At 68.9% G+C, this 21,392-nt stretch carries 21 protein-coding genes, 1 pseudogene and 1 riboswitch; of the genes and pseudogenes, 4 read left to right on the top strand and 18 right to left on the bottom strand.

Annotation, left to right across the window (positions count from 1 at the left end; all coding sequences use genetic code 11):
* From ACFVST_RS01120 to ACFVST_RS01165, 10 genes and pseudogenes are all read right to left on the bottom strand, one after another.
* A complete protein-coding gene (locus ACFVST_RS01120) occupies window positions 1-270 on the bottom strand; it encodes a hypothetical protein (protein ID WP_390145728.1) in 270 nt (89 codons plus the stop codon).
* Window positions 271-332: 62 nt separating this feature from the next.
* Window positions 333-1,094 (bottom strand): SDR family NAD(P)-dependent oxidoreductase, encoded by a 762-nt coding sequence (locus tag ACFVST_RS01125; RefSeq protein ID WP_390145562.1) that lies wholly within the window; start codon window positions 1,092-1,094, stop codon window positions 333-335.
* Window positions 1,095-1,123: 29 nt separating this feature from the next.
* Window positions 1,124-2,533, bottom strand: a complete 1,410-nt coding sequence (locus ACFVST_RS01130; protein ID WP_390145564.1) for an FAD-dependent oxidoreductase — start codon at window positions 2,531-2,533, stop codon at window positions 1,124-1,126.
* A gap of 30 nt (window positions 2,534-2,563) precedes the next feature.
* Entirely contained in the window at window positions 2,564-3,976 is a 1,413-nt protein-coding gene (locus ACFVST_RS01135; protein WP_390145566.1) for an MFS transporter, read from the bottom strand.
* Between the two features lie 219 nt (window positions 3,977-4,195).
* Window positions 4,196-4,336: pseudogene (locus ACFVST_RS01140) on the bottom strand (IS5/IS1182 family transposase); the annotation flags it as partial.
* Between the two features lie 289 nt (window positions 4,337-4,625).
* Window positions 4,626-5,483 carry an ABC transporter permease gene (locus ACFVST_RS01145; RefSeq protein WP_390145568.1) on the bottom strand — a complete coding sequence of 286 codons (858 nt, stop codon included), beginning with the start codon at window positions 5,481-5,483 and terminating at the stop codon, window positions 4,626-4,628.
* Window positions 5,473-6,543 (bottom strand): ABC transporter permease, encoded by a 1,071-nt coding sequence (locus ACFVST_RS01150; protein WP_390145570.1) that lies wholly within the window; start codon window positions 6,541-6,543, stop codon window positions 5,473-5,475. The genes ACFVST_RS01145 and ACFVST_RS01150 overlap by 11 nt, the downstream gene beginning before the upstream one ends.
* The gene (locus ACFVST_RS01155) at window positions 6,527-7,687 is read right to left on the bottom strand and encodes a PotD/PotF family extracellular solute-binding protein (RefSeq protein WP_390145572.1); all 1,161 of its coding nucleotides are present in this window, start codon (window positions 7,685-7,687) and stop codon (window positions 6,527-6,529) included. The genes ACFVST_RS01150 and ACFVST_RS01155 overlap by 17 nt, the downstream gene beginning before the upstream one ends.
* 46 nt (window positions 7,688-7,733) lie before the next feature.
* A complete protein-coding gene (locus ACFVST_RS01160) occupies window positions 7,734-8,135 on the bottom strand; it encodes a cupin domain-containing protein (RefSeq protein ID WP_390145574.1) in 402 nt (133 codons plus the stop codon).
* On the bottom strand, window positions 8,132-9,283 hold the full coding sequence (locus ACFVST_RS01165; protein WP_390145576.1) for an ABC transporter ATP-binding protein: 1,152 nt from the start codon (window positions 9,281-9,283) through the stop codon (window positions 8,132-8,134). The genes ACFVST_RS01160 and ACFVST_RS01165 overlap by 4 nt, the downstream gene beginning before the upstream one ends.
* A gap of 316 nt (window positions 9,284-9,599) precedes the next feature.
* Between ACFVST_RS01165 and ACFVST_RS01170 the strand changes: the two genes are divergently transcribed.
* The gene (locus ACFVST_RS01170; protein ID WP_390145577.1) at window positions 9,600-10,238 is read left to right on the top strand and encodes a GntR family transcriptional regulator; all 639 of its coding nucleotides are present in this window, start codon (window positions 9,600-9,602) and stop codon (window positions 10,236-10,238) included.
* A 217-nt stretch (window positions 10,239-10,455) separates the two neighbouring features.
* On the opposite strand, the gene ACFVST_RS01175 is transcribed toward ACFVST_RS01170, so the two are convergent.
* Entirely contained in the window at window positions 10,456-11,649 is a 1,194-nt protein-coding gene (locus tag ACFVST_RS01175; protein ID WP_390145579.1) for an MBL fold metallo-hydrolase, read from the bottom strand.
* 230 nt (window positions 11,650-11,879) lie between these two features.
* Here ACFVST_RS01175 and ACFVST_RS01180 point away from each other — a divergent pair, with 230 nt between their 5' ends.
* Both ACFVST_RS01180 and ACFVST_RS01185 read left to right on the top strand, forming a co-directional pair.
* Window positions 11,880-12,470, top strand: coding sequence for a carboxymuconolactone decarboxylase family protein (locus ACFVST_RS01180; protein WP_390145581.1), 591 nt, complete (start codon window positions 11,880-11,882; stop codon window positions 12,468-12,470).
* 336 nt (window positions 12,471-12,806) lie between these two features.
* The gene (locus ACFVST_RS01185; RefSeq protein ID WP_390145583.1) at window positions 12,807-13,394 is read left to right on the top strand and encodes a dihydrofolate reductase family protein; all 588 of its coding nucleotides are present in this window, start codon (window positions 12,807-12,809) and stop codon (window positions 13,392-13,394) included.
* A 365-nt stretch (window positions 13,395-13,759) separates the two neighbouring features.
* On the opposite strand, the gene ACFVST_RS01190 is transcribed toward ACFVST_RS01185, so the two are convergent.
* Both ACFVST_RS01190 and ACFVST_RS01195 read right to left on the bottom strand, forming a co-directional pair.
* Entirely contained in the window at window positions 13,760-14,560 is an 801-nt protein-coding gene (locus ACFVST_RS01190; RefSeq protein ID WP_390145585.1) for an SGNH/GDSL hydrolase family protein, read from the bottom strand.
* Between the two features lie 98 nt (window positions 14,561-14,658).
* Window positions 14,659-15,522, bottom strand: coding sequence for a M23 family metallopeptidase (locus tag ACFVST_RS01195; RefSeq protein ID WP_390145587.1), 864 nt, complete (start codon window positions 15,520-15,522; stop codon window positions 14,659-14,661).
* 3 nt (window positions 15,523-15,525) lie between these two features.
* Window positions 15,526-15,707, bottom strand: a riboswitch (cyclic di-AMP (ydaO/yuaA leader).
* Window positions 15,708-16,173: 466 nt separating this feature from the next.
* On the opposite strand from ACFVST_RS01195, the gene ACFVST_RS01200 reads away from it, so the two are divergent.
* Window positions 16,174-16,971 carry a tyrosine-protein phosphatase gene (locus ACFVST_RS01200; protein ID WP_390145589.1) on the top strand — a complete coding sequence of 266 codons (798 nt, stop codon included), beginning with the start codon at window positions 16,174-16,176 and terminating at the stop codon, window positions 16,969-16,971.
* A 16-nt stretch (window positions 16,972-16,987) separates the two neighbouring features.
* On the opposite strand, the gene ACFVST_RS01205 is transcribed toward ACFVST_RS01200, so the two are convergent.
* From ACFVST_RS01205 to hpnH, 5 genes are all read right to left on the bottom strand, one after another.
* Entirely contained in the window at window positions 16,988-17,167 is a 180-nt protein-coding gene (locus tag ACFVST_RS01205) for a DUF6126 family protein (protein WP_390145591.1), read from the bottom strand.
* Window positions 17,164-17,826: a helix-turn-helix domain-containing protein gene (locus ACFVST_RS01210; protein ID WP_390145593.1), complete on the bottom strand. Its 663-nt coding sequence runs from the start codon at window positions 17,824-17,826 to the stop codon at window positions 17,164-17,166. Before ACFVST_RS01210 ends, ACFVST_RS01205 begins: the two co-directional genes overlap by 4 nt.
* A gap of 71 nt (window positions 17,827-17,897) precedes the next feature.
* Window positions 17,898-19,334, bottom strand: a complete 1,437-nt coding sequence (locus ACFVST_RS01215; protein WP_390145596.1) for an aspartate aminotransferase family protein — start codon at window positions 19,332-19,334, stop codon at window positions 17,898-17,900.
* Window positions 19,331-20,197, bottom strand: coding sequence for a 1-deoxy-D-xylulose-5-phosphate synthase N-terminal domain-containing protein (locus ACFVST_RS01220; protein ID WP_390145598.1), 867 nt, complete (start codon window positions 20,195-20,197; stop codon window positions 19,331-19,333). The genes ACFVST_RS01215 and ACFVST_RS01220 overlap by 4 nt, the downstream gene beginning before the upstream one ends.
* 171 nt (window positions 20,198-20,368) lie before the next feature.
* Window positions 20,369-21,388: an adenosyl-hopene transferase HpnH gene (hpnH, locus tag ACFVST_RS01225; protein ID WP_390145600.1), complete on the bottom strand. Its 1,020-nt coding sequence runs from the start codon at window positions 21,386-21,388 to the stop codon at window positions 20,369-20,371.
* Between the last annotated feature and the right edge of the window lie 4 nt (window positions 21,389-21,392).

Here is a 21,392-nt window from a genome sequence, read left to right on the forward strand (position 1 = left end):
TCAGGCGTCGCAAAGCGGTTGCCCATCTCGCCGGGGCCGATCACCACGGTCCAGCGGCGGGCGACGTAGCACAGGCAGGCCCATCGTAGAGGCGGGTGCGGTGAAGCGTTCGACCTTGCCGTTGGTCTGGGGCCGGTAGGGGCGGATCTTCTTGTGGGCGATGCCGGCTGTGGTCAGGGGCTGGGTGCCGTCTGGTACCGCGGCACCGGCCAGGTCAACCCGCACCGCCACGAACCCGGGCCAGGCCGTCTCAAGGGCGACGACCGCCACCACACCGTGCTCGGCACAAGCAGGTCACCCAGCCCTGTCAGAGATCATTTACTGGACAGCCCTCAGTAGCTTGCGCGGCCTCCACTAATGTCGAAGGCTTGCCCGGTTGTGAATGAGCACTCGTCCGAGCACATCCAGGTGATCATCGCGGCAACTTCGCCTGGTAGTCCCAGTCGCCCGAGAGGGATCTTGTTGCGAATCTCGACGGCTCGGTCCCCTGCCGACTCCCATGCACGGAACATCGGTGTGTCGAATGCCGTCGGAGTAATCGAATTGACCAGGACGCCTCGGTCGGCGAGCTCAGCGGCCATCGATTTGGTCAGCGCTATGACTCCACCTTTGCTGGCCACATAGCCGCACTGGTTCGGGTTTCCGTCCTTTGCCGACACCGAGGCGACGTTGACGATGCGACCGTAGCCGTTCTCGACGAGTGCAGGAACAAGTTGGCGGCAGACATTGAAGGTACCGGTCAGGTTCACCCCGATCTCCTTGTCCCAAGCCTCGAACGGGTACTCCTCGATGCGGACCCTGCCCAGAGCAACCCCAGCTGAGTTCACCAGGATATCGAGACCACCGAGCCACTCGATCGACCTCTGCGCGGCGACCCTGACGCTCGACCGGTCTGCGACGTCGACCTCGAAACCGCTGAGCTGCTCCGGGTTCGACACGGAGTCCTGCAACTTTTCCAATGCCGCCGGCGATCTGTCCCAGACAGCGACTGTCGCGCCCGACGACAAGAACCTCTCAACGGTGGCGAGACCCAGTCCACTCGCACCTCCAGTGACTATCGCTCGACGGTTCGTCAAATCAATTTCGGTACCCATCTATCGCCTGATTCCTCTCATGAACACGACTACCGAATGATGTTGGCGCACACCGCGAATGCCGCAGCCCGCCCAGTTGTCAGCGCTGTGGCCAAGCCGCCGGCATATCCACCGCAACTGACGCCACCGAGATCAGACCCGACCGCGTAAAGACCATCGACAACCTGCTCACTGAAGTCCCGGGGGTCGGTGATCCAGTAGCGAGAAGTCGGAGCCGAGCTTGCCGCGCTTCGAACGACACGCATCTCGTCGTCGACACGTAGTCCACCGGTAGTGGACGTGATCGAGGCGCGCACATGCACGGCAGTGAACGGACCCGTCAACAGGCTCGTACCGGGTCCCGATCGCGGGATGGGAAGGCGGCTGTAGTCACCGCTACTCGCCGCATCCGCGACACTCTGAATTGTTCGCAGGACTTCATCCTCCGGGACACCAAGCCCAGCGATCTGCGACGCCAACTCAGCGAGACTGTCAGCCCGAAGGACGGTGCCACCGGCCTTCTCTGCGCGTTTCGCGACCAGGTTCGGCGGCGAGAACAACGGATCTGGGCTCGAATGCTCTCCGAAGGCCGCGTCAAAGATGTAGAAGCCCAGTCCTCCCGACTGTTTGCTGAGGGCATGATTGACGTTCTCCTCGAACGTGCCGCGAGTCTCGTCGATGAATCGACGGCCGCGCATATTGATCGCCACCGATCCACTTCCGTAATACTGGGCGAGATCCGCGAACTCGCCCACGGTGTGTCGGGCGGGCGGTGCAGGCATCGCGTGACCGTAGAAACCGCCCATGCCTGCGCTTGTCGCGGCACCGGTCGCAAGCGCAGCAGAGAGGCCGTCGCCCGTGCTCCAAGGATTCGACCTGTGGGACACATCATTCGCGTCCAGACCTGCATAGCGCGCGAGGAGTTCAGGGTTTCCCTGGAATCCACCGGTCGCCAATACCACAGCGTCGCCGACGATGGGACGCTCTACCCCGTCGTCGTCCACCACTTCGACTCCGCAGACCCGGCCGTTCTCAACGATCAGACTCGTCATCGGAGTGCTCAGAAGAAGCTGCCCACCGAGTCGGGCGATCTCCGCAAGAGTGGCACGGATGAACTGCGACGGAGCGAAGGACCAGCCGTGGTAACGCTCCATCAACGTGGGTATGCGCTGCAACTCGACGCCCAGCCGGCCAAGCCATTCCGCAGCGGCTGGAAGGGTGGAGTGGACAACCTCCTGGAGGGCGGGGAATCCGCCCATGGCCTCTCGCTCGAGGCGTTCCAGGTCAGCGTATGTGATGAGCATTCCGTTCGCGAGAGCGGCGGAACCACCAGCTCGTCCGCTCTTCTCCAGCACCGTCACGTCAGCACCCTCTGCCAGCGCAGTCGCGGCAACGGTCAGACCGCCCATACCCGCGCCGACGACGATGATGTGGGGAGCTCGTCCGTCTTCTCGATTCACAGTCACACCCGTCTCGTTGCTATCCGTTGCCTACAGCTTCTCGTCGACGGGGTTCGCCGACATCTCGCCGGCACCATTGGCGGTCCCCATCTGTTCCGGCGAGGTGCTGGTCGATTGATCGTGCAGGTCGTGGTCGAAGTCGATGGTCTTGGTCTCCGGTCCGATGAAGGCTCCGACGAAGGCGAGAACACACCCGATCACCACCAGGACGACGATGGTCGTCTTCTCAGGAACAACGGAACCCAGCCACAGTTGATAAGTCGCGTAGAACCCCGGAATGATGACCGACATGCTGTACCCGAGTCCGAACCCGGTAGCCCTCGACTCGGTCTGGAATCTCTCACTGATGTACGGAGTCACAACAGCCCATGGTGCGACGATGACGCATCCTGTGAGCACCGCGAGTGCGGCAGCGGACGTGAATGATGTCGCGGCTCCCTGCGTAATGGCGTAGTACGCCGGTGCGCCCACGAGTGCGGCGGCCGTGATCGAACCCAAGAGGTACGTCCTGCGACCGAGCAACTGACCCAGGTGACCGCCACCGATGAAGACCGCGGTCATCACCGTGAAGAGTATGACGAGGACCCAGGTCGATGCCTCATTGTCCAGATCGGCCGACTCCCGCAAGTGACCTGGCATCACCGCAGTCACGCTGAACAGGAGAAGCCACATTCCCGTCATCATGACGAACAGTTGAAGGATGCTGCGGCGGGCGTCGCCCTTCAGCAGGCCGCGCACCGGATTCGACTTCTTCTCCGCGTTCCATACATTCGATTCTTTGACGTTTCGGATGTAGTAGACGAGGAAGCCGAACGAGACCGCTGCACCAAAGAGGAATGGGATCCGCCACCCCCAGACCGCGTACGCCGAATCAGGTGCGCCGGCCGGAGCGATCTTCAGGATCACAAGAGTGATCAGGCTCGCGACGACGAAGGAAAGCGTCGAACCGGACTGAATGAGACCACCGTTCACGCCCCGCTTCGCTTTCGCGCTCTGCTCCATGGCGAGAGTGTTGGCCCCGGAATACTCCCCGCCGAGGAAGACGCCGTCAACGAATCTCAAGGCCACCAGAGCGACGACAGCACCGATGCCCCAGGTGGAATGACCGGGCAGCAGTGCGATGAGCAGCGTGATCACGGAGAAGCCGGACGCGGCGATGATGGTCGCCCTGCGTCGACCAATGGTGTCGGCGATGACGCCGAATACGAGCGAACCGATTGGCCTGCCGATGAGCGTTGCTACGAAGATCCACGATGTGATCAACGCAGTGGTGGATGCCGGAAGGTCTTTTGGCACGAAGTAGACCAGCGCCGGCGCCAGTGCGATTACCGGCAGGTAGATGTCGTAGTTGTCGACGAAGAACCCGAAGAATGCCCCGCGAACTGCATGGCGGGCCTCGCGCGGTGATCGACCAGTCGAATCGGGGACAGGCTGAGGCTGCATAGGACTCTCGATCCCTCAGGGGAGGTATTTAAGCGCTCAATGTTCGAGCTGCACGGAGTCTAAGTACCAACCGTGAGTTACACAACACCATTGTCGAATCAAGTTGGTCGACGCTCTTCGAGCGACCGACCACAAAAGGTATTTGACCAGGCGTTATTGCCTTAAGGGCTGTCCCGTAAATGATCTCTGGCAGGGCTGGGTGACCTGCTTGTTCCTGTGTCACCCAACAGGCGCGAGGTTGTGCAGGCGTGTGATGCCGAGCACGGTGTGGTGGCCGTCGTCGCCTTTGAGACGGCAGCCCCGGAGGATCTTCCAGGTCTTCATGCGGGTCAAGGCGTGCTTGACGCGGGCACGGACTTTGGCGTCATCTCCCACCGCCCTTCGGGGTGCCGTCGGCGACGGCTCACCGGAGGTTCTCCGCCTGGACCGCATCCGGAGTGTGGCGTCAGCCGCACCGCGTGATGCTGGACGAGATCGGATCCCTGTCGGCAGCGAATCCGGTCGACCGAGGCCAAGCGGGCAGTAACTGCACGTTCCGACCGGCGCGCAGGGGCTGCCCATGGCCGTCGGAGTGTCCGCCGGGAGCGTCTACGACGTCCAAACGCTTCACCCGCTCGTCCTCGGCTCCCGGCCCGTCGTCCGCAGCGGGTCAGACCTCGCCCCCCGGTGTGAGACGTCTCCGGCCGCGGGCCCCGAGAAGTACCGCACCCAGCGCGGCCCCCAGGGCGACGAGGAAGATCAGTACGCCGACCACGGCCACCTGAGGCGGCAGTTCGCGGCGGACCAGGCCGTAGACCCAGGTGGGGAACATGACGGTGCCGCCGCCGGTGAAGTTGGTCAGCACGAAGTCGTCCAGGGAGATGGCGAAGGCCAGCAGAGCGCCGGAGGCGATGCCCGGCCAGATCACCGGCAGCCACACGGTGCGGAAAGCGGTGGCCGCGGACGCCCCCAGGTCACGGGCTGCCTCCTCCAGTACCGGACTCGCGCCGACCACCCGTGAACGCACGTTGATGATGACGAAACTGACGCCGAGGGTGACATGGGCGGCGATTACGGTGGGCAGCCCCAGCGGGAACAGCAGCCCGCCGGTGATGGTCCGCAGTGGCTCGGTCGTCGCCGTGGCCACGAACAGGGTGAGCAGCCCGGCACCGAGCACCACCTCGGGTGTGGCCAGCGGAACGAACGTCAGCGCCGCCGCCGCACCCCGCCCGGGAAAGCGGCGCCGTCCCAGCACATAGCCGATCGGAGTGCCGAGGACGGCGGCGATGGCCGTCGAACTCGCCGCCACCACAAGGCTGTTGCGCAATGCCAGCCCGAGCTGCGGGACATCCAGCGGATGCCGCCACGCCGCGAGCGAGAAGTGGTGGAGTTCGTAGTTGAACCGCCCGCCGGGGTCGTTGAACGAGAACACGATCATGACGAGTACCGGCGCGAACAGGAACAGCATGGCCCCGGCCACGAAGACGCGTACCGCGACTCCCTCGGGGCGGTGACGCTCAGACGACATCGAGTACCTCCGTACCGCGGGCCGACCGCAGATAGAGGCCGAGCACCGCGAGGGTGATGGCCAGCAGCAGCGACGACACCGCTGCCGCACCGGCGTAGTCCATTTCCACCAGGTACTTGGTCTGGATGATGTTGCCCATCATCTGGGTGTGCACATTGCCCAGCATGGCGGCGTTCACATAGTCACCCATCGCCGGGATGAAGGTCAGCACCACCGACGCGACGAGTCCGCTGCGGCTCAGCGGCAGGACGACATGGACGAAACGCTCCGTCATACTCGCGCCCACCACTGCGGCGACCACCCCCGTGCCCAGGATCAACACCACGGCGGGGAGAGCTGGTTGGAAGCTGCGCCCGGCCAGGGTGAAGGCCGCCACCGCCCCCAGCACCAGCCCCGCTCCCCCGCCGATCCACGCGCCCGTGGCCCCGCAGCGGGTCGAGTACAGATCGTCGGCGGCGTCGCACAGCCCCCGGTCCACCCGGTTGAACGCCGCGTACATCGGCAGCAGCACGAACGGGATGAGCTGGTACGCCAGCCCCGCCACCACAGCGAACGGTGTGCCCAGCACGGCGAACCGCTCCGGTACCAGGCCGAGCCCCCGCAGCAGCGCCAGCAGCGGGCCGTTCGCACCCAGCAGCGTCTGCCAGGAGATGACCCGGATCAGATAGCTGGTCAGGAAGGGGGCCGCGGCCAGGAAGACGAGCGCGGACCGCCAGCGCCCGCCGAAGAAGGAGATCCCGTACGCCACGGGCACCCCGACTAGAAAGGCGATCACGGTGGCGAGGGCGCCGATCAGCAGCGAGTTCTCCAGGTTGACCAGATGCGAACCGACAGCGTCGCGGTACGCGTCCAGCGCCCAGCCCGTCGCGGTGACACTGAGGGTGTCCGTACTGAACGACATCCGCAGCACATACGCCAGCGGCACGGCGAGGAACGCGAGCAGCCAGAGCACGGCCGGCAGGATGAGCAGCCAGGGCGCCACCGCCCGCCGGAGGGCGAAGGGCCGGCCGCGCCGGCGCACCGCCGGACCGAGGGAGAGTGGGCTATCCGCTGATGACATCGGTCCACGCCTTCGCCAGTCGGGCACGCTCCCGGTCGCTCCACGGCGCCGGGTAGGGAAACAGCCGCTTACGTACGTCGGCCGGGGGAAAGATCAGCGGGCTCTTCGCCAACTTCGGGTCCAGCTTGGCCAGTTCCTCCTGAGTGCCCTTCGCATACGGGTACTGCAGGGTGTACCGGCAGAAGCTCGCCGCGTGCGCCGGCTCGTACCACCAGTCGATCAGTGCCTCGGCGGCACGGGGGTTGGCGGCGCCCCGGGGGATGGCGAGCCGGTCGATGTAGGCCGGGGCGCCCTCCCTGGGCACGGCGAAACCGATCTTGCGGGGATCCACCTGTGCCACGTTCACCGGGGGTGCGATGGCGATGGCGAGGTCTCCTCCGGCGAGTTTCTGCACCGCGTTCTCCCCCTGGGAGGTGAGGAGTTGCCCGCTGCGCACATGCGGCTTGAGGAAGGCGACCACCTCCAGCGCCTCCTCGATGGTCATCTGCGCGGGCAGGTGGTCGATCGTGCCGCGGTCCTTGAGGTAGAGCCCCCAGGCGGCGACGTTCGGGCTCGGGGTGGAGTAGAGGCCGACCCTGCCGTGCAGGGACGGAGCCAGGAGGTCCGCCCACGAGTCGAGCCCGCCGGGCAGGTGCTTCCTGCTGTACGCCACCCCGAGCGGCGCGTAGTCGAAGGGGATGGCCAGGTCACGGTGGGCGACCTGGGCAAGTTCGGGGATGAGGTTGCGGGTGACGTGGGGCAGGGCCGCCGGATCGGGTTTGATGAGCCAGTCGTGCTCGGCGTAGGCCGCCACATACTGGCTGCTGAGGCAGATCAGGTCGTACCCGATCGGCAGCCCCGTCATCAGTTGCGGTTTGACGCTGGCGAAGAACTGGTCGGCGTCGGCGATGACTTCGCGGTAGTCCACCCGTACCGGGACGTCCCGCTGGAAGCGGGTGATGTCCTTGGGGTCCACCTCCCCCGAGTTCGCCGCCCAGGCGAGTTTCCCGTGCGGGCTGATACCGGCGGCGATGGGCGCCGCCTTGTCCGACGGCCGTGCGGCGGGAGAGCAGCCCGGGAGAGTGGCACCGGCTCCGGCCGCGCCCAGCACCCCCATCAGGTGGAGGAAGCGCCGACGGCTCTGTGATCTGTTCAGCGTGGGCACCTTGAGTGGTCTCCTCACGTGATGGGGGCGCGTACCCGGCCCGGCTTCAGTCGCGGACGTGGACGAAGATCTTCCTGATCGGGCCGGGCTGGGCCCAGGTGCCGGTGTCGCTCTCCGAGTACATCAGCAGGTCGCCGGAGCCGGCGTGGTGCTCGGTGCCCTGGTCGTCGGTGACCGTGACATCGCCCTCGATGACGAAGTCGAAGCACTGGCCGGTGCCGAGCAGGTCACCGAAGTCGGCATCCCGCGTCCACAGTCCGACGGTGACCCGGCCGTCCGCGGAACGGAACACGTTGGCGTGGCGCCCGACGGGGTTGCCCGGAGTGCGGTCACCGGGCAGATCACCGTAGTCCTCCCACTGGACCGCCGGGTCGTCGATCCTTATGACCCGCACACCGCTGCCCTGCTCGGCGTTGGTGGTGTTCTGCTCGTGGTCCTGCGGCATCATGGCCTCTTCTCTGTTGTGGTGTGCGGCGCGTCCACCGCGCCGCCCGCCGGTGTGCTCGGGCCCGGGGACGTACCGCCGGGCCGTGGGGTGCCGGCCGCCTCGGCGGCCAGGATCAGATGGGCCGCCCCGGGCTCCCAGGTGAGGTGGTGCACGGGCCCGTCGACCGCGGGCAGCGCCCGGACGTGCGCGGACAGGCCGGTCCCGTCCGTATGGCGGTAGCGCAGCTCGTAGTGGTCGCCCACATAGGTCGCGTGCTCCAGGTGCGCCGCTACGGCGGGGCGGCCGGAGCCGTCGTCCGGGCCGGTGTCCGTGACGGTCACCGCCGCGGGCCGCACCATCAGGTGGCAGCGGTCGCCCACCGCCCCGCTCGCGGCCCCCCGGACCTCGACCCTCGCTCCGAGATCGAGCGAGACCGTACGGCTGTCGGGACCGGCGCCGATGATCCGGCCGGGAAGCAGATTGGTGCTGCCGACGAACCGGGCGACGAACAGCGTGGCGGGGCGTGCGTAGATCTCCTCGGGGGTGCCCACCTGCTCGACCAGGCCGTCGTTCATGACGGCGATCCGGTCGGACATGCTCAGCGCCTCGTCCTGGTCATGGGTGACGAAGACGGACGTCGTCCCGACGTCGCGCTGGATCGTCTTCAGTTCTTCGCGCAACTGCTTGCGCATGGTGAAGTCCAGGGCCGACAGCGGCTCGTCGAGCAGCAGGACCCGCGGCCGGTTGGCCAACGCCCGTGCCAGCGCCACCCGTTGCTGCTGCCCGCCGGACAGCTGGGCCGGGCGGCGCCCGCGCAGCTCCAGCATCCCGACCCGCCGCAGCTCCTCCTCCGCCCGCTGCCGCCGCTCACCGGCCGGTACCTTCCGGCGCCGCAGCCCGTACTCGACGTTGTCCTGGACGGTGAGGTGCGGGAAGAGGGCGTAGTTCTGGAAGACGTAGTTGGTGGAGCGGCGTGCGGGCGGGGTCGCGGTCACGTCCTGTCCGTCGAGGGCGATCCGGCCGCCGCTGGGGCGGGTGAAACCGCCGATGGCCCGCAGGGTCGTCGACTTGCCGCAGCCGCTGGGGCCGAGCAGGGTGAAGAACTCACCGGCCTCGACATCGAGGGTGATACCGCGTACGGCCTGCACGTCGCCGTAGGCACACACCACGTCGGTGAGTGTGACCGAGGCGGCCGTCCGCCGCTCCGCGTCCCCGGTAGGGGGACGGTACGGGCCTGCGCCTGCCGGAACCGACTTGGTTGACCACATCGTGAGCCCTTCGGACATTGCACTTCGATGCGAACTGAAATTTCAGTAGCCCGATTAGTAATGGAATCCACTCCGGGGTGTCAAGGCCTGCGTCCGGGGCTTGTTGACGCCTGGTGTATCCTTCTGGCCGTCAAGTGGAGCCGGAGGACTGAAATGTCAGTTCGGTTCAGTATGGTTGGGACCGGTCAGTCGGGCGCCGGAGGACGGAGAGCGATCGATGAGGGGTGTGAGCGAGCCGGTCTCGGCCAAGCAAGCCGCCTATGAGCTGCTCCGGGACCGCCTCATCACGCTGGCCGTCGCACCGGGGTCACCGCTGGACGAGTCCGCACTCTCACGCGAACTGGGCTTCGGGCTCACCCCGATCCGCGACGCGGTGAAGCGGCTCGCTCTGGAACACCTGGTGGTCGTCTACCCCCGCCGCGGCACCTTCGCCACCGAGGTGAACCTCGCCGACGAACTGTGGCTCTCGGAGATACGGGGCGCTCTGGAAGCCCTCGCGGCCGAACTCGCCGCCGTACGGGCCGGCGACAAGGAGCGGCAGGAACTACGGCGCCACGCCGACGCGCTGCGCACCGAGACCCGGCCCGCCAAGGTCAACGAACTCGACGCGGCCTTCCACCGCACCCTCTACCGCGCGACCCACAACCCGTTCCTGGAAACCGCGCTGAACCAGTACCTCAACCTCAATCTTCGGCTCTGGTACTACTGCCGCGACCGCCTCGGCCCCAGCGTCACCAGCGCCCAGCACCACAGCGAGATCGCCGAGGCCATCGCCTCCCGCGACCCCGAGGCCGCCCAGCACCACATCCGCGCCCACCTTGACCAGTCCTCCCGCGACATCCGGGGCGTGATGTAGCCGTCCCGACGCGCCCACAGGGCCTGTCAGGTGCAGAGGTCGACCAAGAGCAGATGCGGGAGCCCGTCGCGAGATCGGCGCTCTCCTGGTCCATCACGGTGGCCGGCACCAGCGTAGGCGGGGCCCAACTCGCCCAGGGCATCGAGCAGTTAGCTCTGATCGACCGCTGCCCATGCCGAGACCACAGAGGCACCCCCAGGAAGGTGTTGTCTCAACGTCACCTCTCGCTCGTGAGGTTGAGATCGTCGCTGCGCGGCTCGGCAACGTCGTCAGCAGGTCGGGGGCGACGCCACGGACGCGCGATCGGACCGGAGACCGCGCGCCACCACGGCTCCGCCGGCAACTCCCCCGCGGGCTCGAACGGCTCGCCGGCCCGGGGGAACGCCGCTGCCTGGCCCGCCTCCTCGGCCACGTCCCTCGTCCACTCCCCCGGCTCCGCCCACGGGTGCGGGGCGAGATTGAAAGTCCCCCAGTGAATCGGCAGCAGCGCGCCCGCCGGGTCACCGCCCTGGAGATCGAGGTGGGCGCGGAGGCCCTCTTCGGGGGTCATATGGATGTCGGGCCAGTACTCGCTGTACGCGCCGATCTGGATCATCGTGGCGTCGAACGGGCCGTACTGGGCCCCGATGTCGCGGAAGCCGGGGAAGTAGCCGGTGTCGCCGCTGTGGAAGACGCGGTGCTCGGGGCCGGTGACGGACCAGGACGCCCACAGGGTGTGCTGATCGTTGCGCAGGCCGCGGCCGCAGAAGTGGCGGGCGGGGGTGGCGGTCAGAGTGAGGCCGGCGATCTCGGTGGACTCGTGCCAGTCCAGCTCGCGCACCCTCTCCGGGGCGACGCCCCAGAACTCCAGGTGGGCGCCGACGCCGAGCGGCACCGCGAAGAGGGTGCCGGTACCGGCCAGGGCGCGGATGGTGGGCAGATCCAGGTGGTCGTAGTGGTCGTGGGAGATGACCACCACGTCGATCGGGTCGAGGGCGGTGAGGGGCACCGGCGCGGGGTGCAGCCGGCGCGGCCCGGCGAAGGCGAACGGAGAGCAGCGCTCACCCCACACCGGGTCGAAGAGGATGCGGGCGCCGTCGATCTCGGCGAGCACACTGGAGTGCCCCATCCACGTCAGCCGCAGACCGGTGGCGGGCGGGGTGGCCAGGTCTCGGAGGGTGGTGGGGTGGACGGGGATGGTGCCCTGCGGGGCGCGGCGGGCCCGGTCCTCCTTGCTGAGGTAGGTGCCGGCGAGCTTGAGCGCGGTACCGCCCGAGGGCCGGGCCCTGGCGCCCACCGGATTACGGAAGGAGCCGTCGGCGAACTGCGGTGAGCTGCGGATACGGGCGAGCCGGGCACCGGTGGGCTCCGCGCCGAAGGCGACCGGCCTCAGCGAACGCAGTCCTGAGCTGAGGGATCGGATATCGGTCACGGGGCGCCTCCTGGTCTCGGCGGGATACTCACGCAGGCGGGGTACTCATGCCATGGAGTGGTCATGCGGTCGTTCCATTATGTGATGCGGGTGTGACACCGGGGAGGACGCGGAACGGCCGCCCGCGGATGCCCGGCCGATGTCACATCCCGCCGGGGCCACTCCGTCATAACCGGTGTCGGACGTCGCGACGGGCGCCCGGTGTACGCAACTCATCGGAGGTGTCTCCCATGGCCAGGATCTCCCTGGATCCGCCCCGTACCGCTTTCTTCCGCCTCATGGAGTGGTACTCGAAGCGCACCTACGGCAAGGTGCTCGACCCGGGCAAGGCGCTGGCGCACCAGCCGCGGGTGCTGTGGAGCTATCTGCGCTTCGAGCAGTCGCTGGCGCGCTGGAAGCGGCTCGACCCGACGCTGAAGTCGCTGGCCGAGATGGCCACCGCGGCCTCGATCGGCTGCTCCTGGTGCATGGACTTCGGCTACTGGGAGAGCGTCTCCCGGGGCGTTGCCCGGGAGAAGGTGGAGGCCGTACCGCAGTGGCGGGAGAGCGAGGTGTACACCCCGCTGGAGCGGGATGTGCTGGAGTACGCGGAGGCCGTCACCGCGACCCCGCCCACCGTCGACGACGAGCTCGCCGCCCGCCTGCTGGACCGGCTCGGCGAGCCCGCGTTCGTGGAGCTGACGATGATGATCTCGGTGGAGAACCTGCGCTCCCGCACCAACGCGGCCCTGGGCCTCACCAGCCAGGGCTTCAAGGAAACCTGCGCGGTACCGCAGCAGCACACCACCGCCACCACCGCGACCGGGGGCACGCCGACCTAGGTCGTGTGCGGGCTGTCCGGGCCGACGCCGACCTCGCGGGCCGGATCGACTGGTCGGTGGTCGGCGTCGACTCGGCCTCCTGCGGGGACGGCGCCCCGGCAGAACCTGGCTCACCGTCGGGTTCGGGAACGTCGACCGGTTCGAGGGCGAGGGTCGGTGGTGTCGGTGGTGTCGGTGGTGTCGGTGGTGTCGGTGGTGCAGGCGGATGCGGGCCGGGCCAGGGCATCGCCCCGTGGGTACAGACCGCCTGAGCAACGAGGGTGTCCGGTAAGGCCGTTGCCCGTCCCGGGCGGCCTATGATGCGGCTTCCGGCCTCCACTCTCCTTGGGAAGACGTATGAGCGAGATCAGCACCGGCACCGGAAGAGTGGTCGTGAACCGGGCCATGTCGCTGGACGGTTTCATCGCCGGCCGTGGACATGCGATGGACTGGATCGCCGAATATCTGACCCCGGACGACGTCCCGGAGGTCATGGCGGCCACGGGGGCCATGCTCATCGGCCGCGGCACCTACGAGGTCGCGCGACGGATGGCCGACGAGGGCACCGGCTACGACGGGGGCGCCCAGTTCGTCCTCACCCACCGGCCGCCGGAGGAGCCGGACCCTGCGGTCACCTTTCTCACCTGTGGACTTGAGGAGGCCGTCGCCACGGCACGCCGCGCCGCGGGCGGCAGGAACCTGGAGATCCTCGGTGCCGACGTGGCCGCCCAGTGCCTGCGGCACGGGCTCGTCGACGAGATCCTGGTGTACGTGCTGCCGGTGCTCCTCGGGGACGGTGTCCGCTTCTCGCCCCCGAGCCTCGGCAGGGTCGAGCTGGAACCGTTCGGCAACACCCAGTCGGGCGCCGTCACCACGCTCCGCTTCCGTGTGCGGGAGCAGTCGCGGCGCGGGCTTGCCGACGCTGTGGGGGACGGCGGGAACTGAGTTTCCGCAGCCCCACCCAGGCTGTCCCCGCCGCCCTCGCGCCCCCGTCCCCCGACCTCGGGGACCTCGAAGGAACCTCGGGTGGACCCCGTTTGGGCAGGCGCCCCGCCGACGACGGCCGAGCGTCAGGTCCGCAATGACTTGGCCGAACTCCGCCACCGGGGACCGCCCGAGTCCCCCTCGGGGCGGTGGTGCCGGGGCGTCGTACCTTCTTTCGGGAACCGCGGCCGGGACTTGCGGGCGGCGGCGGCCGCGTACTGGTGGGCGGGTGCAGGGGGCCGAGTCGACACCGGCCAGCGACCGACCCGCCAGAAAGCCATATGTTCCGCCGGACACGACCCAGGCCCGCCGTACCTGCTCGGTACCTACTCCGTGTCCTGGATCGGCAGCAGGTCCGGGCGTTTGGCCTCGATGTGGTCGCCGGAGGATTCGCCGCGGAGGCGGCGTCCGATCCAGGGCACCAGGTACTCGCGGGCCCAGTGGATGTCGTCGCGCCGCAGGTCGAGGGTGCCGCGCGGCGGTTCCGGGGGCCACGGCTGGTCCGGGTCGGCGGGCACCTCCAGGCCGAGGACCTGCGCGGCGCGGAGGGCGACCCGGGTGTGGCCCTCGGGTGAGAGGTGCAGCCGGTCGCCGTCCCAGGCGCGGCGGTCCTGGACGGTCTTGAGGGACCACAGGTCGAGCACCGGGCAGCCGTAGCGGTCGGCGACGGCGCGGACATGCCCGTTGTAGGTGGCGATCTTGCCGCGGAGCCGCTTGAGCACGGGCACATCGCGGGTGTCGAAGCCGGTGGTGACCATCACGGTGCCGACTGCGGAACTGAGGTCGGCCACCGCGCGCTCGAAGCGTTCGGCCACGTCGTCCGGGTCGGTGCCGGGGCGGATGATGTCGTTGCCGCCGGCGCAGAACGTCACCAGGTCGGGGGCGAGTTCCCGGGCCCGCGGCACCTGGTCGGCGACGATCTGGTCGAGGAGTTTGCCGCGTACGGCGAGGTTGGCGTAGCGGAAGCTGTGTTCGGGCACGCGGTCGTCGAGGAGGACGGCGAGGCGGTCGGCCCAGCCGACGAAGTGCCCGTCGCGGCCCGGGTCCCCGACGCCCTCCGTGAAGCTGTCGCCGAGGGCAGCGAAGGACCGGATCGCGTCACTGGTGAAGGATGTCGGCTCTGCCACGTGACGACATCCTTCACCGCGACCAGTGACCTACGCCACCGTAGCCAGGCGTTGACGGTGGGTGAGATACGCCACCCGGCCGTCCGCCGTGCCCGGGATCAGATGGTCAGGCCGTGCGAGCGCAGATAGGCGACCGGGTCGACATCGGAGCCGTAGTCCGGGCCGGTGCGGATCTCGAAGTGCAGATGCGGTCCGGTGACGTTGCCGGTGGCGCCGGAGAGCCCGATCGGCGTCCCGCCGGACACCTGTTGCCCTGCGGCGACGGCCAGTTGGGACAGATGCGCGTACTGCGAGTACCTGCCGTCGTCGTGCCGGACGACGACCTGGTTGCCGTAGGCGCCGCCCCACCCGGCGGAGACGACGGTGCCCGCGGCGACGGCGCGCACCCCGGTGCCGGTGGGCACCACGAAGTCGGTACCGGTGTGGTAGCCGCTGGACCACATCCCGCCGGCCTGGTGGTACGGGGTGCCGACGGTGGCACCGGCCACGGGCAGCGCATAACCGCCGGCGGAGGCGGACGCGGCGGCGGGCTTGGGGGCGGCGGCCTTGGGGGCGGCACTCCGGGGTGCGGTCTCGGCGGCGGTCTCGGGTGCGGCCTTCGCCGCGCCGGGCTTGCCGAGGGTGAGTCGGAGACCGGGGTGGATCAGCGACGGGTCCGAGCCGATGGCGCCGCGGTTGTCCCGGTACAACTGCCGCCAGCCGCCGTCGACTTGCTGCGCCTTCGCGATCCGCGCCAGGCAGTCCCCGGCCTGCACGGTGTAGGTGGCGGCGGACGCGGTCCCCGTCGCGGCCCGGGTCTGCGCCGGGGCCTGGGCGGGCTTGGCGGACTGGCCGGGGGCGGCGTGCGCCGCGGGGGCACCCAGCAGCGGCAGCGCGAGCGCGGCGCCCCCGGTACCGGCCACGGTCAGCGAGCGGGACAGGAAGGTCGTGCGGGTACGGCGGTGTCTACCCTTCGCGGGCATGGCGGGTCCTCTCCGGCGCCTGCGAGGTGAGCTGTCGGGTTCGGACTGGAGATGCCCGGCCGCCTTCTCGTAGCGGCTTCACCCCTAGCCGTCCGGGACGGCGTGGTACCTGTCGGGTCCCCCGCTCCTGCCGGCAGTGGGTCGGTTGGATTCCGGACGGTGGCAGGATTCGGCGTCCGTCCGGAGTGAGCGCGACCGTAGGCGAATGCACGTGGCGGCGACAAGCACGGAATGCGCGGGCGGAATGCTTTTCCCAGATCCTTTACGGAGAATGCGGTCACGCTCCGTGGACCGTTGATCTTCCGGAATTGCGGGAACGTTCTCAACGCCCGCCACTTCCCGCCCTCTTACCCACCCGCCTCCCTTCCGGCCACCACCACCCACCGTCACCACTATGATCCTGCTCACCCTCTCGCGCCTCATAACCCGGCATTCCAGGGCGACTTGGGGCGAGTGGTGACACTTCCGATGTGATGGCAATCGCCCGGTTTCCTCAACGCGCCTCTATATGGCCTTATATACGGCAGACCGGAACAGATCGACTCGCAGCCCATGATGTGCGACCCATGCTGTACCGCCGCCCCATGCCGTAGGGTCGGGACTTCGTGCCCATCGGCGAGCGGAGCCGGTGGCCGAACGGGAGGAGCCCACGTGACGCAGCAGGTCCCCTCGACCGAACCCCGACTTGACGGTGTGCGCAATTTCCGCGATGTGGGCGGGCTGCCCACCACCGACGGCCGGCAGGTGCACCCGGGACGGCTCTTCCGCAGCGGCCATCTCGCGCACGCCACCAAGGCGGACACCGAATTCCTGCGCACCCTGGGACTGCACACCGTCTTCGATTTCCGTAATTCCGCCGACCGCGCCCTGGACGGTCTGGATGTGGAGATCGACGGCGTACGCAATGTGAGCATTCCGCTCAACGACCCCGCGGACGGCGCCGAGTTCTGGAAGATGGTGCGCCACGGCGACCTGGACCAGCTCCGTGCCCTGCTCGCCGAGGGCCGCGCCGCCCAGCGCATGATCGACTCGTACCGGGTGCTGATCACCGACCGCACCGACGAGTTGGGGCGGGTGCTGCGGTCGCTCGCCGAGGACAGTGTGCCGGCGCTGATGCACTGCGCGGCCGGCAAGGACCGGGCCGGGGTGACCGTCGCCGTCACCCTGCTCGCGGTGGGTGTGGAACGGGACGCGGTCGAGGCCGACTACCTGGAGTCCAACGCGCGGCACCGCCGGTACCGGGTGCACCGCGCCGGCAACGCCCCGGGCGGCACCTCCGACGAGGTGATGGAGCTGCTCAGCCCGCTCTTCGACGCCCGCGCCGAGTATCTGGCGGCGGCCTTCGACACCATCGAGTCCACCTGGGGCGGGACCGAGGCCTATCTCACCGAGGGCCTGGGGCTGACCGCCGAGGTGCGGGAGCGGTTGCGCGCCCGGCTGCTGGACTGACCGCCCACACCTACCGCTATCCGGACTCCGCGCCCAGCTTGAAGAGCAGGTACAGGAACGCCGCCAGGCCGTGCACCACGACCACGTACACCACCAGCCGGATCCAGATGGAGCGGGGCAGTTTGTCCTCGGGAACCATCCGCCGCACCGGGGCCTGGGGGGTGGGGTCGTCCTCCGGGTGGACCGGTGGGTTCACGGGGTGCCTCCCGGGGCGGTGTGGCCGGCGGCCGGGCCGAGGCAGAGTGCGGCGGCCGGGCTCTGCAACAGCGTGTGCAGGAAGAGCAGTTCGAGGCCGTCCTCGTCGGCGGCGGCGATCCGGTGCGGGGTGAGCGAGTCGAAGTGGGCGCTGTCGCCCGGCCCGAGGAGGCGGGTGCTGTCGCCCAGCCTGAGCCGCAGCCGCCCGCGCAGTACGTACAGCCACTCCTCCCCCGGGTGCACTCGCACGATGTCGCCCTGGCTGCCGTACGGCACCCGTACCCGCAAGGCCTGCATGGCGCGGCCGGGCGCACTGGCCTGGAGGTAGGTCCAGCCGCCCGCGGTGTTCGGCTCCATGTCGGCGGAGCGGATCACCGAGCGGGGGTCGGCGGGTGTCTCGCCGAGGAGGTCGGCCACGGTGGTGGCGTAGACCCGGGCCAGGGCGAGGAGCATCGGCAGGGAGGGCTGACGGCGGCCGGTCTCCAGCCGGGAGAGGTGGGCGGGCGAGAGTCCGGCGTCGCGGGCGGCGGCCTCCAGGGTGAGTCCGGCGCGGCGGCGCAGCTCGCGCAACTGGGGTGCTACGGCGGTCAGTTCGGCTGCGGTGGGACCGGTCGGCTCCGGGGCTGCGGGGCCGGGCGGCTCCGGATCGGATGCGCTCATAGTTCGATTGAGCCAGAGCAATGCCTCCCAGGCAAATAACTTGCCCGAGAGGCAAAAGAGCTTGGGTCCGCTCAGCGGTGGGCGATGGCCTGGGTCACCAGTGTCCTGCCGAAGTCCCACATCAGGCCACTCCCGTGGGCGTCGTCCATCACCGCGGTGAAGGCGGCGACGAAGCGGTCCACGTCCTGCTCGGTGAGCACCAGCGGCGGGATGAGCTTGATCACCTCCAGGTGGTCGCCGGAAACCTGGGTCAGGATGCGGTGCTTCTGGAGCAGCGGCACCACCACCATCTGCGCGAACAGGCCCTTGCGCGCGGCCTGCAACATGGCCCAACGGCTGCGCAGCTTCAGGGACTTGGGGCGCCCGAACTCGATGCCCACCATCAGCCCCCGGCCGCGTACATCGCTCAGCAGCTCATAGCGGTCGACCAGGGCGGCGAGCCTGGTTCTGAGGAGGTCGCCGGTGGCGCGGGCGTGCGCCACGGTGTGCTCGTCCTCCATCACCGCGAGGACGGCCAGCCCGGCGGCCATGGCCTGTGCGTTGGCGCCGAAGCTCGCCGAGTGGACCAGGACCCGGTCCATCGACGCGTACACCTTCTTGAAGATCCAGTCCTTGCCGAGGGTGGCGCTGACCGGTACGTATCCGCCGGAGAGCGATTTGGCGACGCACACCAGATCCGGTTCCACCCCCGGCTCGTGCTGGTAGGCGTAGAAGTCGCCGGTGCGGCCGAGGCCAGTCTGCACCTCGTCGGCGATGAGCAGGGCCCGCCGGCGGTGCAGCATCTCCTGGGCGGCCTTCAGATAGCCGGGCGGCGCGGCGTGCACCCCCTTGCCCTGGATGGGTTCCACGATCAGCGCGGCCACATCGCCCCGGGCCAACTCCCGTTCCAGCGCGTCGAGATCACCCAGGGGCACCGCGGTGTCCGGCAGCAGCGGGGCGAAGCCGTCGCGGAAGCCGGACTCGCCGTTGACGGAGAGGGAGCCGGCGGTCAGCCCGTGGAAGGAGTGCTCGCAGTACAGGATCCTGGGGCGGCCGGTGGCGCGGCGGGCGAACTTCAGCGCGGTCTCCACCGCCTCGGTGCCGCTGTTGCCGAAGAACACCCGGTCCAAGTGCGGGCTGTGGGTGAGGAGTTGCTCGGCGAGCAGGCCGGGCAGCGGCTGGCAGTCGAAGCGGGTGAGGTCCGCGAGGGAGGCGTCCAGCACATCGTGCAGGGCCTGGCGGACGACGGGGTGGTGGCGGCCGAGGCCCATCACACCGAAACCGGCCAGCATGTCGAGGTAGTCGTTGCCCTCGGCATCCCAGAAGTGGGCGCCCTCGGCCCGCTCGTAGACCTTGTCGAAGCCGATGGTGTGCAGCATCCGCGGCAGTTGGTGGTTGAGGTGCCTGGCGTGCAACTCGTAGCGTTCGGCGCCGCGTTCGGCGAGCAGGCGGCCCAGGTCGAAGCCCCAGGCACCCGGCTCCCCGGGGTGGGCGGCACCGGCTGCCGCGGGGGTGGACGGGCTGCTCATCGGGGTGTCTCCTTGGCTGCGAGGGCGGCACCGATCCGCCCGGCGATCTCCACCGGAGTGAGTCCGATGTCGGCCAGCATCTCACTGCGTCTGGCGTGCGCGAGAAACTGCTCCGGGATGCCGAACTGCCGTACCGGTACGTCCACTTCGGCATCACCGAGGGCGAGCGCGACGGCCGCGCCGACACCGCCGGCCCGGGAGTTGTCCTCGACGACGGCGACCAGCCGGTGGTCCGCGGCAAGCGGCGGGAGTGCCGGATCGACCGGTTTCACCCAGCGCGGGTCGACCACGGTGCAGCCGATACCGCGCGCCTCCAGCAGCTCCGCGGCCTTGAGGCACACCGTCGCCATCACGCCCACCGCGACCAGCAGCACCCGCGGCCGTTCAGCGCGGTGCAGTACGTCGAGGCCGCCGATCCGGTCCACCGCCGGGATCTCGGGCCCCACCGTCTCCTTCGGGAACCGCAGCAGCGTCGGCGCGTCGTCCACGGCGACCGACTCCCGTAGCTGGGCCCGCAGTTGCTCCGCCTCCCGCGGCGCCGCGATCCGCAGCCCGGGCACGCACTGGAGCACCGACATGTCCCACATCCCGTTGTGCGAGGCCCCGTCGGTACCGGTCACCAGAAGCTTGTGTACGTACGACTGGTGGCCGGTGTCCCAGAGGAGGCGGTCCCGTGGCGAGTCGAACACCCGGTGCAGGGCGAGGGTGAGTTCCACCACGCCGAGGTTGGGTCCGAGGTGGCCGCCGGTTCTGGCGACCGCCTGCACCAGGAACTCCCGGATTTCCAGGGCGAGTTGATCGAGTCTCTCGGCGGGCAGCGCCTTCAGGTCGTGCGGTCCCCGGATGCCTTCGAGGATGGTCATGGTCGGGCCCCCTTGGTCCTGTGTGCCTGCTGTCCGGCTGACGACGGCGGCGCGTCCCCACCCACCGCCACCGGCCCCACCCCGGCCCGCCGACCGCTGCGGCACCCCGCGAGGGGGCGCGCAGTCAGGTACGGCAGGCCAGGTGGGACCGGTTCTCCACCGCTCACCGCCTCACCGGTTCCCGGACACGGTGTCGCGGGCCGCGCGCAGCGACTCCTTCAGGGAACCCATGGTGGCCAGGACCGCCGTGGGTTCGTAGCCGCAGTGCGCCATGCAGTTGTCGCAGCGCGGGTCCTTCCCGCGGCCGTAGGCGTCCCAGTCGGTCTCCTCGATCAGCTCCCGGTACGTGGGTACGTAGCCGTCGCTCATCAGGTAGCAGGGCCGCTGCCAGCCGAAGAGGGAGTAGTTGGGGATCGCCCAGGCGGTGCACGGGAAGTCCACCCGGCCCTCCAGGAAGTCCAGGAAGAGGGGCGAGTGGTTGAGCCGCCAGCGCCGCCGGTTGCCGCCCGCGAAGGCCTTCTTGAACAGTTCGCGGGTCTGGGTAACGCCGAGGAAGTGCTCCTGGTCGGGGGCCTTCTCGTAGGCGTAGGCGGGCGAGATCATCATCTCGTCCACCTTGAGGTCGTCGTTGAGGAAGTTGAGCACCTCGATGATGGTCTGCGGGGTGTCGGTGTTGAAGAAGGTGGAGTTGGTGGTGACGCGGAAGCCGCGCCGCTTGGCCTCCTTGATGGCCTCCACCGCCTCGTCGAAGACGCCCTCCTTCGCCACCGACTCGTCGTGCCGCTCCCGCAGCCCGTCGATGTGCACGGCGAACGCGAAGTACGGGGAGGGCTCGAACTTGTCCATCTTCTTGCGCATCAGCATCGCGTTGGTGCACAGGAAGACGTACTTGCGCTTTGCCACCAACTGCCGCACGATTTCGTCGATCTGAGGGTGCATCAGGGGTTCGCCGCCGGCGATCGACACCATCGGCGCCCCCGATTCGAGGACCGCGCCGACGGCCTGCGCCACCGGCATCCGCTGCTTGAGCACACCCGCCGGGTGCTGGATCTTGCCGCAGCCCTCGCACTTCAGATTGCACGCGAAGAGCGGCTCCAACTCGACGATCAGCGGGAACTTGTCGCGCTTGCGGACCTTCTGTTCGGCAAGGTAGGTCGCCACCTTGATGGACTGACGCAGTGGCATGGCCATCTGA

It is taken from the genome of Streptomyces sp. NPDC058045 (assembly GCF_042885635.1).
Lineage (GTDB): Bacteria > Actinomycetota > Actinomycetes > Streptomycetales > Streptomycetaceae > Streptomyces.

What these genes read in the sequence shown, in the direction of transcription:
- ACFVST_RS01220 (WP_390145598.1), bottom strand. Translation starts at nt 20,197, where the DNA reads ATGACCATCCTCGAAGGCATCCGGGGACCGCACGACCTGAAGGCGCTG.
- ACFVST_RS01180 (WP_390145581.1), top strand. Translation starts at nt 11,880, where the DNA reads ATGGCCAGGATCTCCCTGGATCCGCCCCGTACCGCTTTCTTCCGCCTC.
- ACFVST_RS01170 (WP_390145577.1), top strand. Translation starts at nt 9,600, where the DNA reads ATGAGGGGTGTGAGCGAGCCGGTCTCGGCCAAGCAAGCCGCCTATGAG.
- ACFVST_RS01125 (WP_390145562.1), bottom strand. Translation starts at nt 1,094, where the DNA reads ATGGGTACCGAAATTGATTTGACGAACCGTCGAGCGATAGTCACTGGA.
- ACFVST_RS01135 (WP_390145566.1), bottom strand. Translation starts at nt 3,976, where the DNA reads ATGCAGCCTCAGCCTGTCCCCGATTCGACTGGTCGATCACCGCGCGAG.
- ACFVST_RS01210 (WP_390145593.1), bottom strand. Translation starts at nt 17,826, where the DNA reads ATGAGCGCATCCGATCCGGAGCCGCCCGGCCCCGCAGCCCCGGAGCCG.
- ACFVST_RS01160 (WP_390145574.1), bottom strand. Translation starts at nt 8,135, where the DNA reads ATGATGCCGCAGGACCACGAGCAGAACACCACCAACGCCGAGCAGGGC.
- ACFVST_RS01215 (WP_390145596.1), bottom strand. Translation starts at nt 19,334, where the DNA reads ATGAGCAGCCCGTCCACCCCCGCGGCAGCCGGTGCCGCCCACCCCGGG.
- hpnH (WP_390145600.1), bottom strand. Translation starts at nt 21,388, where the DNA reads ATGGCCATGCCACTGCGTCAGTCCATCAAGGTGGCGACCTACCTTGCC.
- ACFVST_RS01145 (WP_390145568.1), bottom strand. Translation starts at nt 5,483, where the DNA reads ATGTCGTCTGAGCGTCACCGCCCCGAGGGAGTCGCGGTACGCGTCTTC.
- ACFVST_RS01150 (WP_390145570.1), bottom strand. Translation starts at nt 6,543, where the DNA reads ATGTCATCAGCGGATAGCCCACTCTCCCTCGGTCCGGCGGTGCGCCGG.
- ACFVST_RS01195 (WP_390145587.1), bottom strand. Translation starts at nt 15,522, where the DNA reads ATGCCCGCGAAGGGTAGACACCGCCGTACCCGCACGACCTTCCTGTCC.
- ACFVST_RS01185 (WP_390145583.1), top strand. Translation starts at nt 12,807, where the DNA reads ATGAGCGAGATCAGCACCGGCACCGGAAGAGTGGTCGTGAACCGGGCC.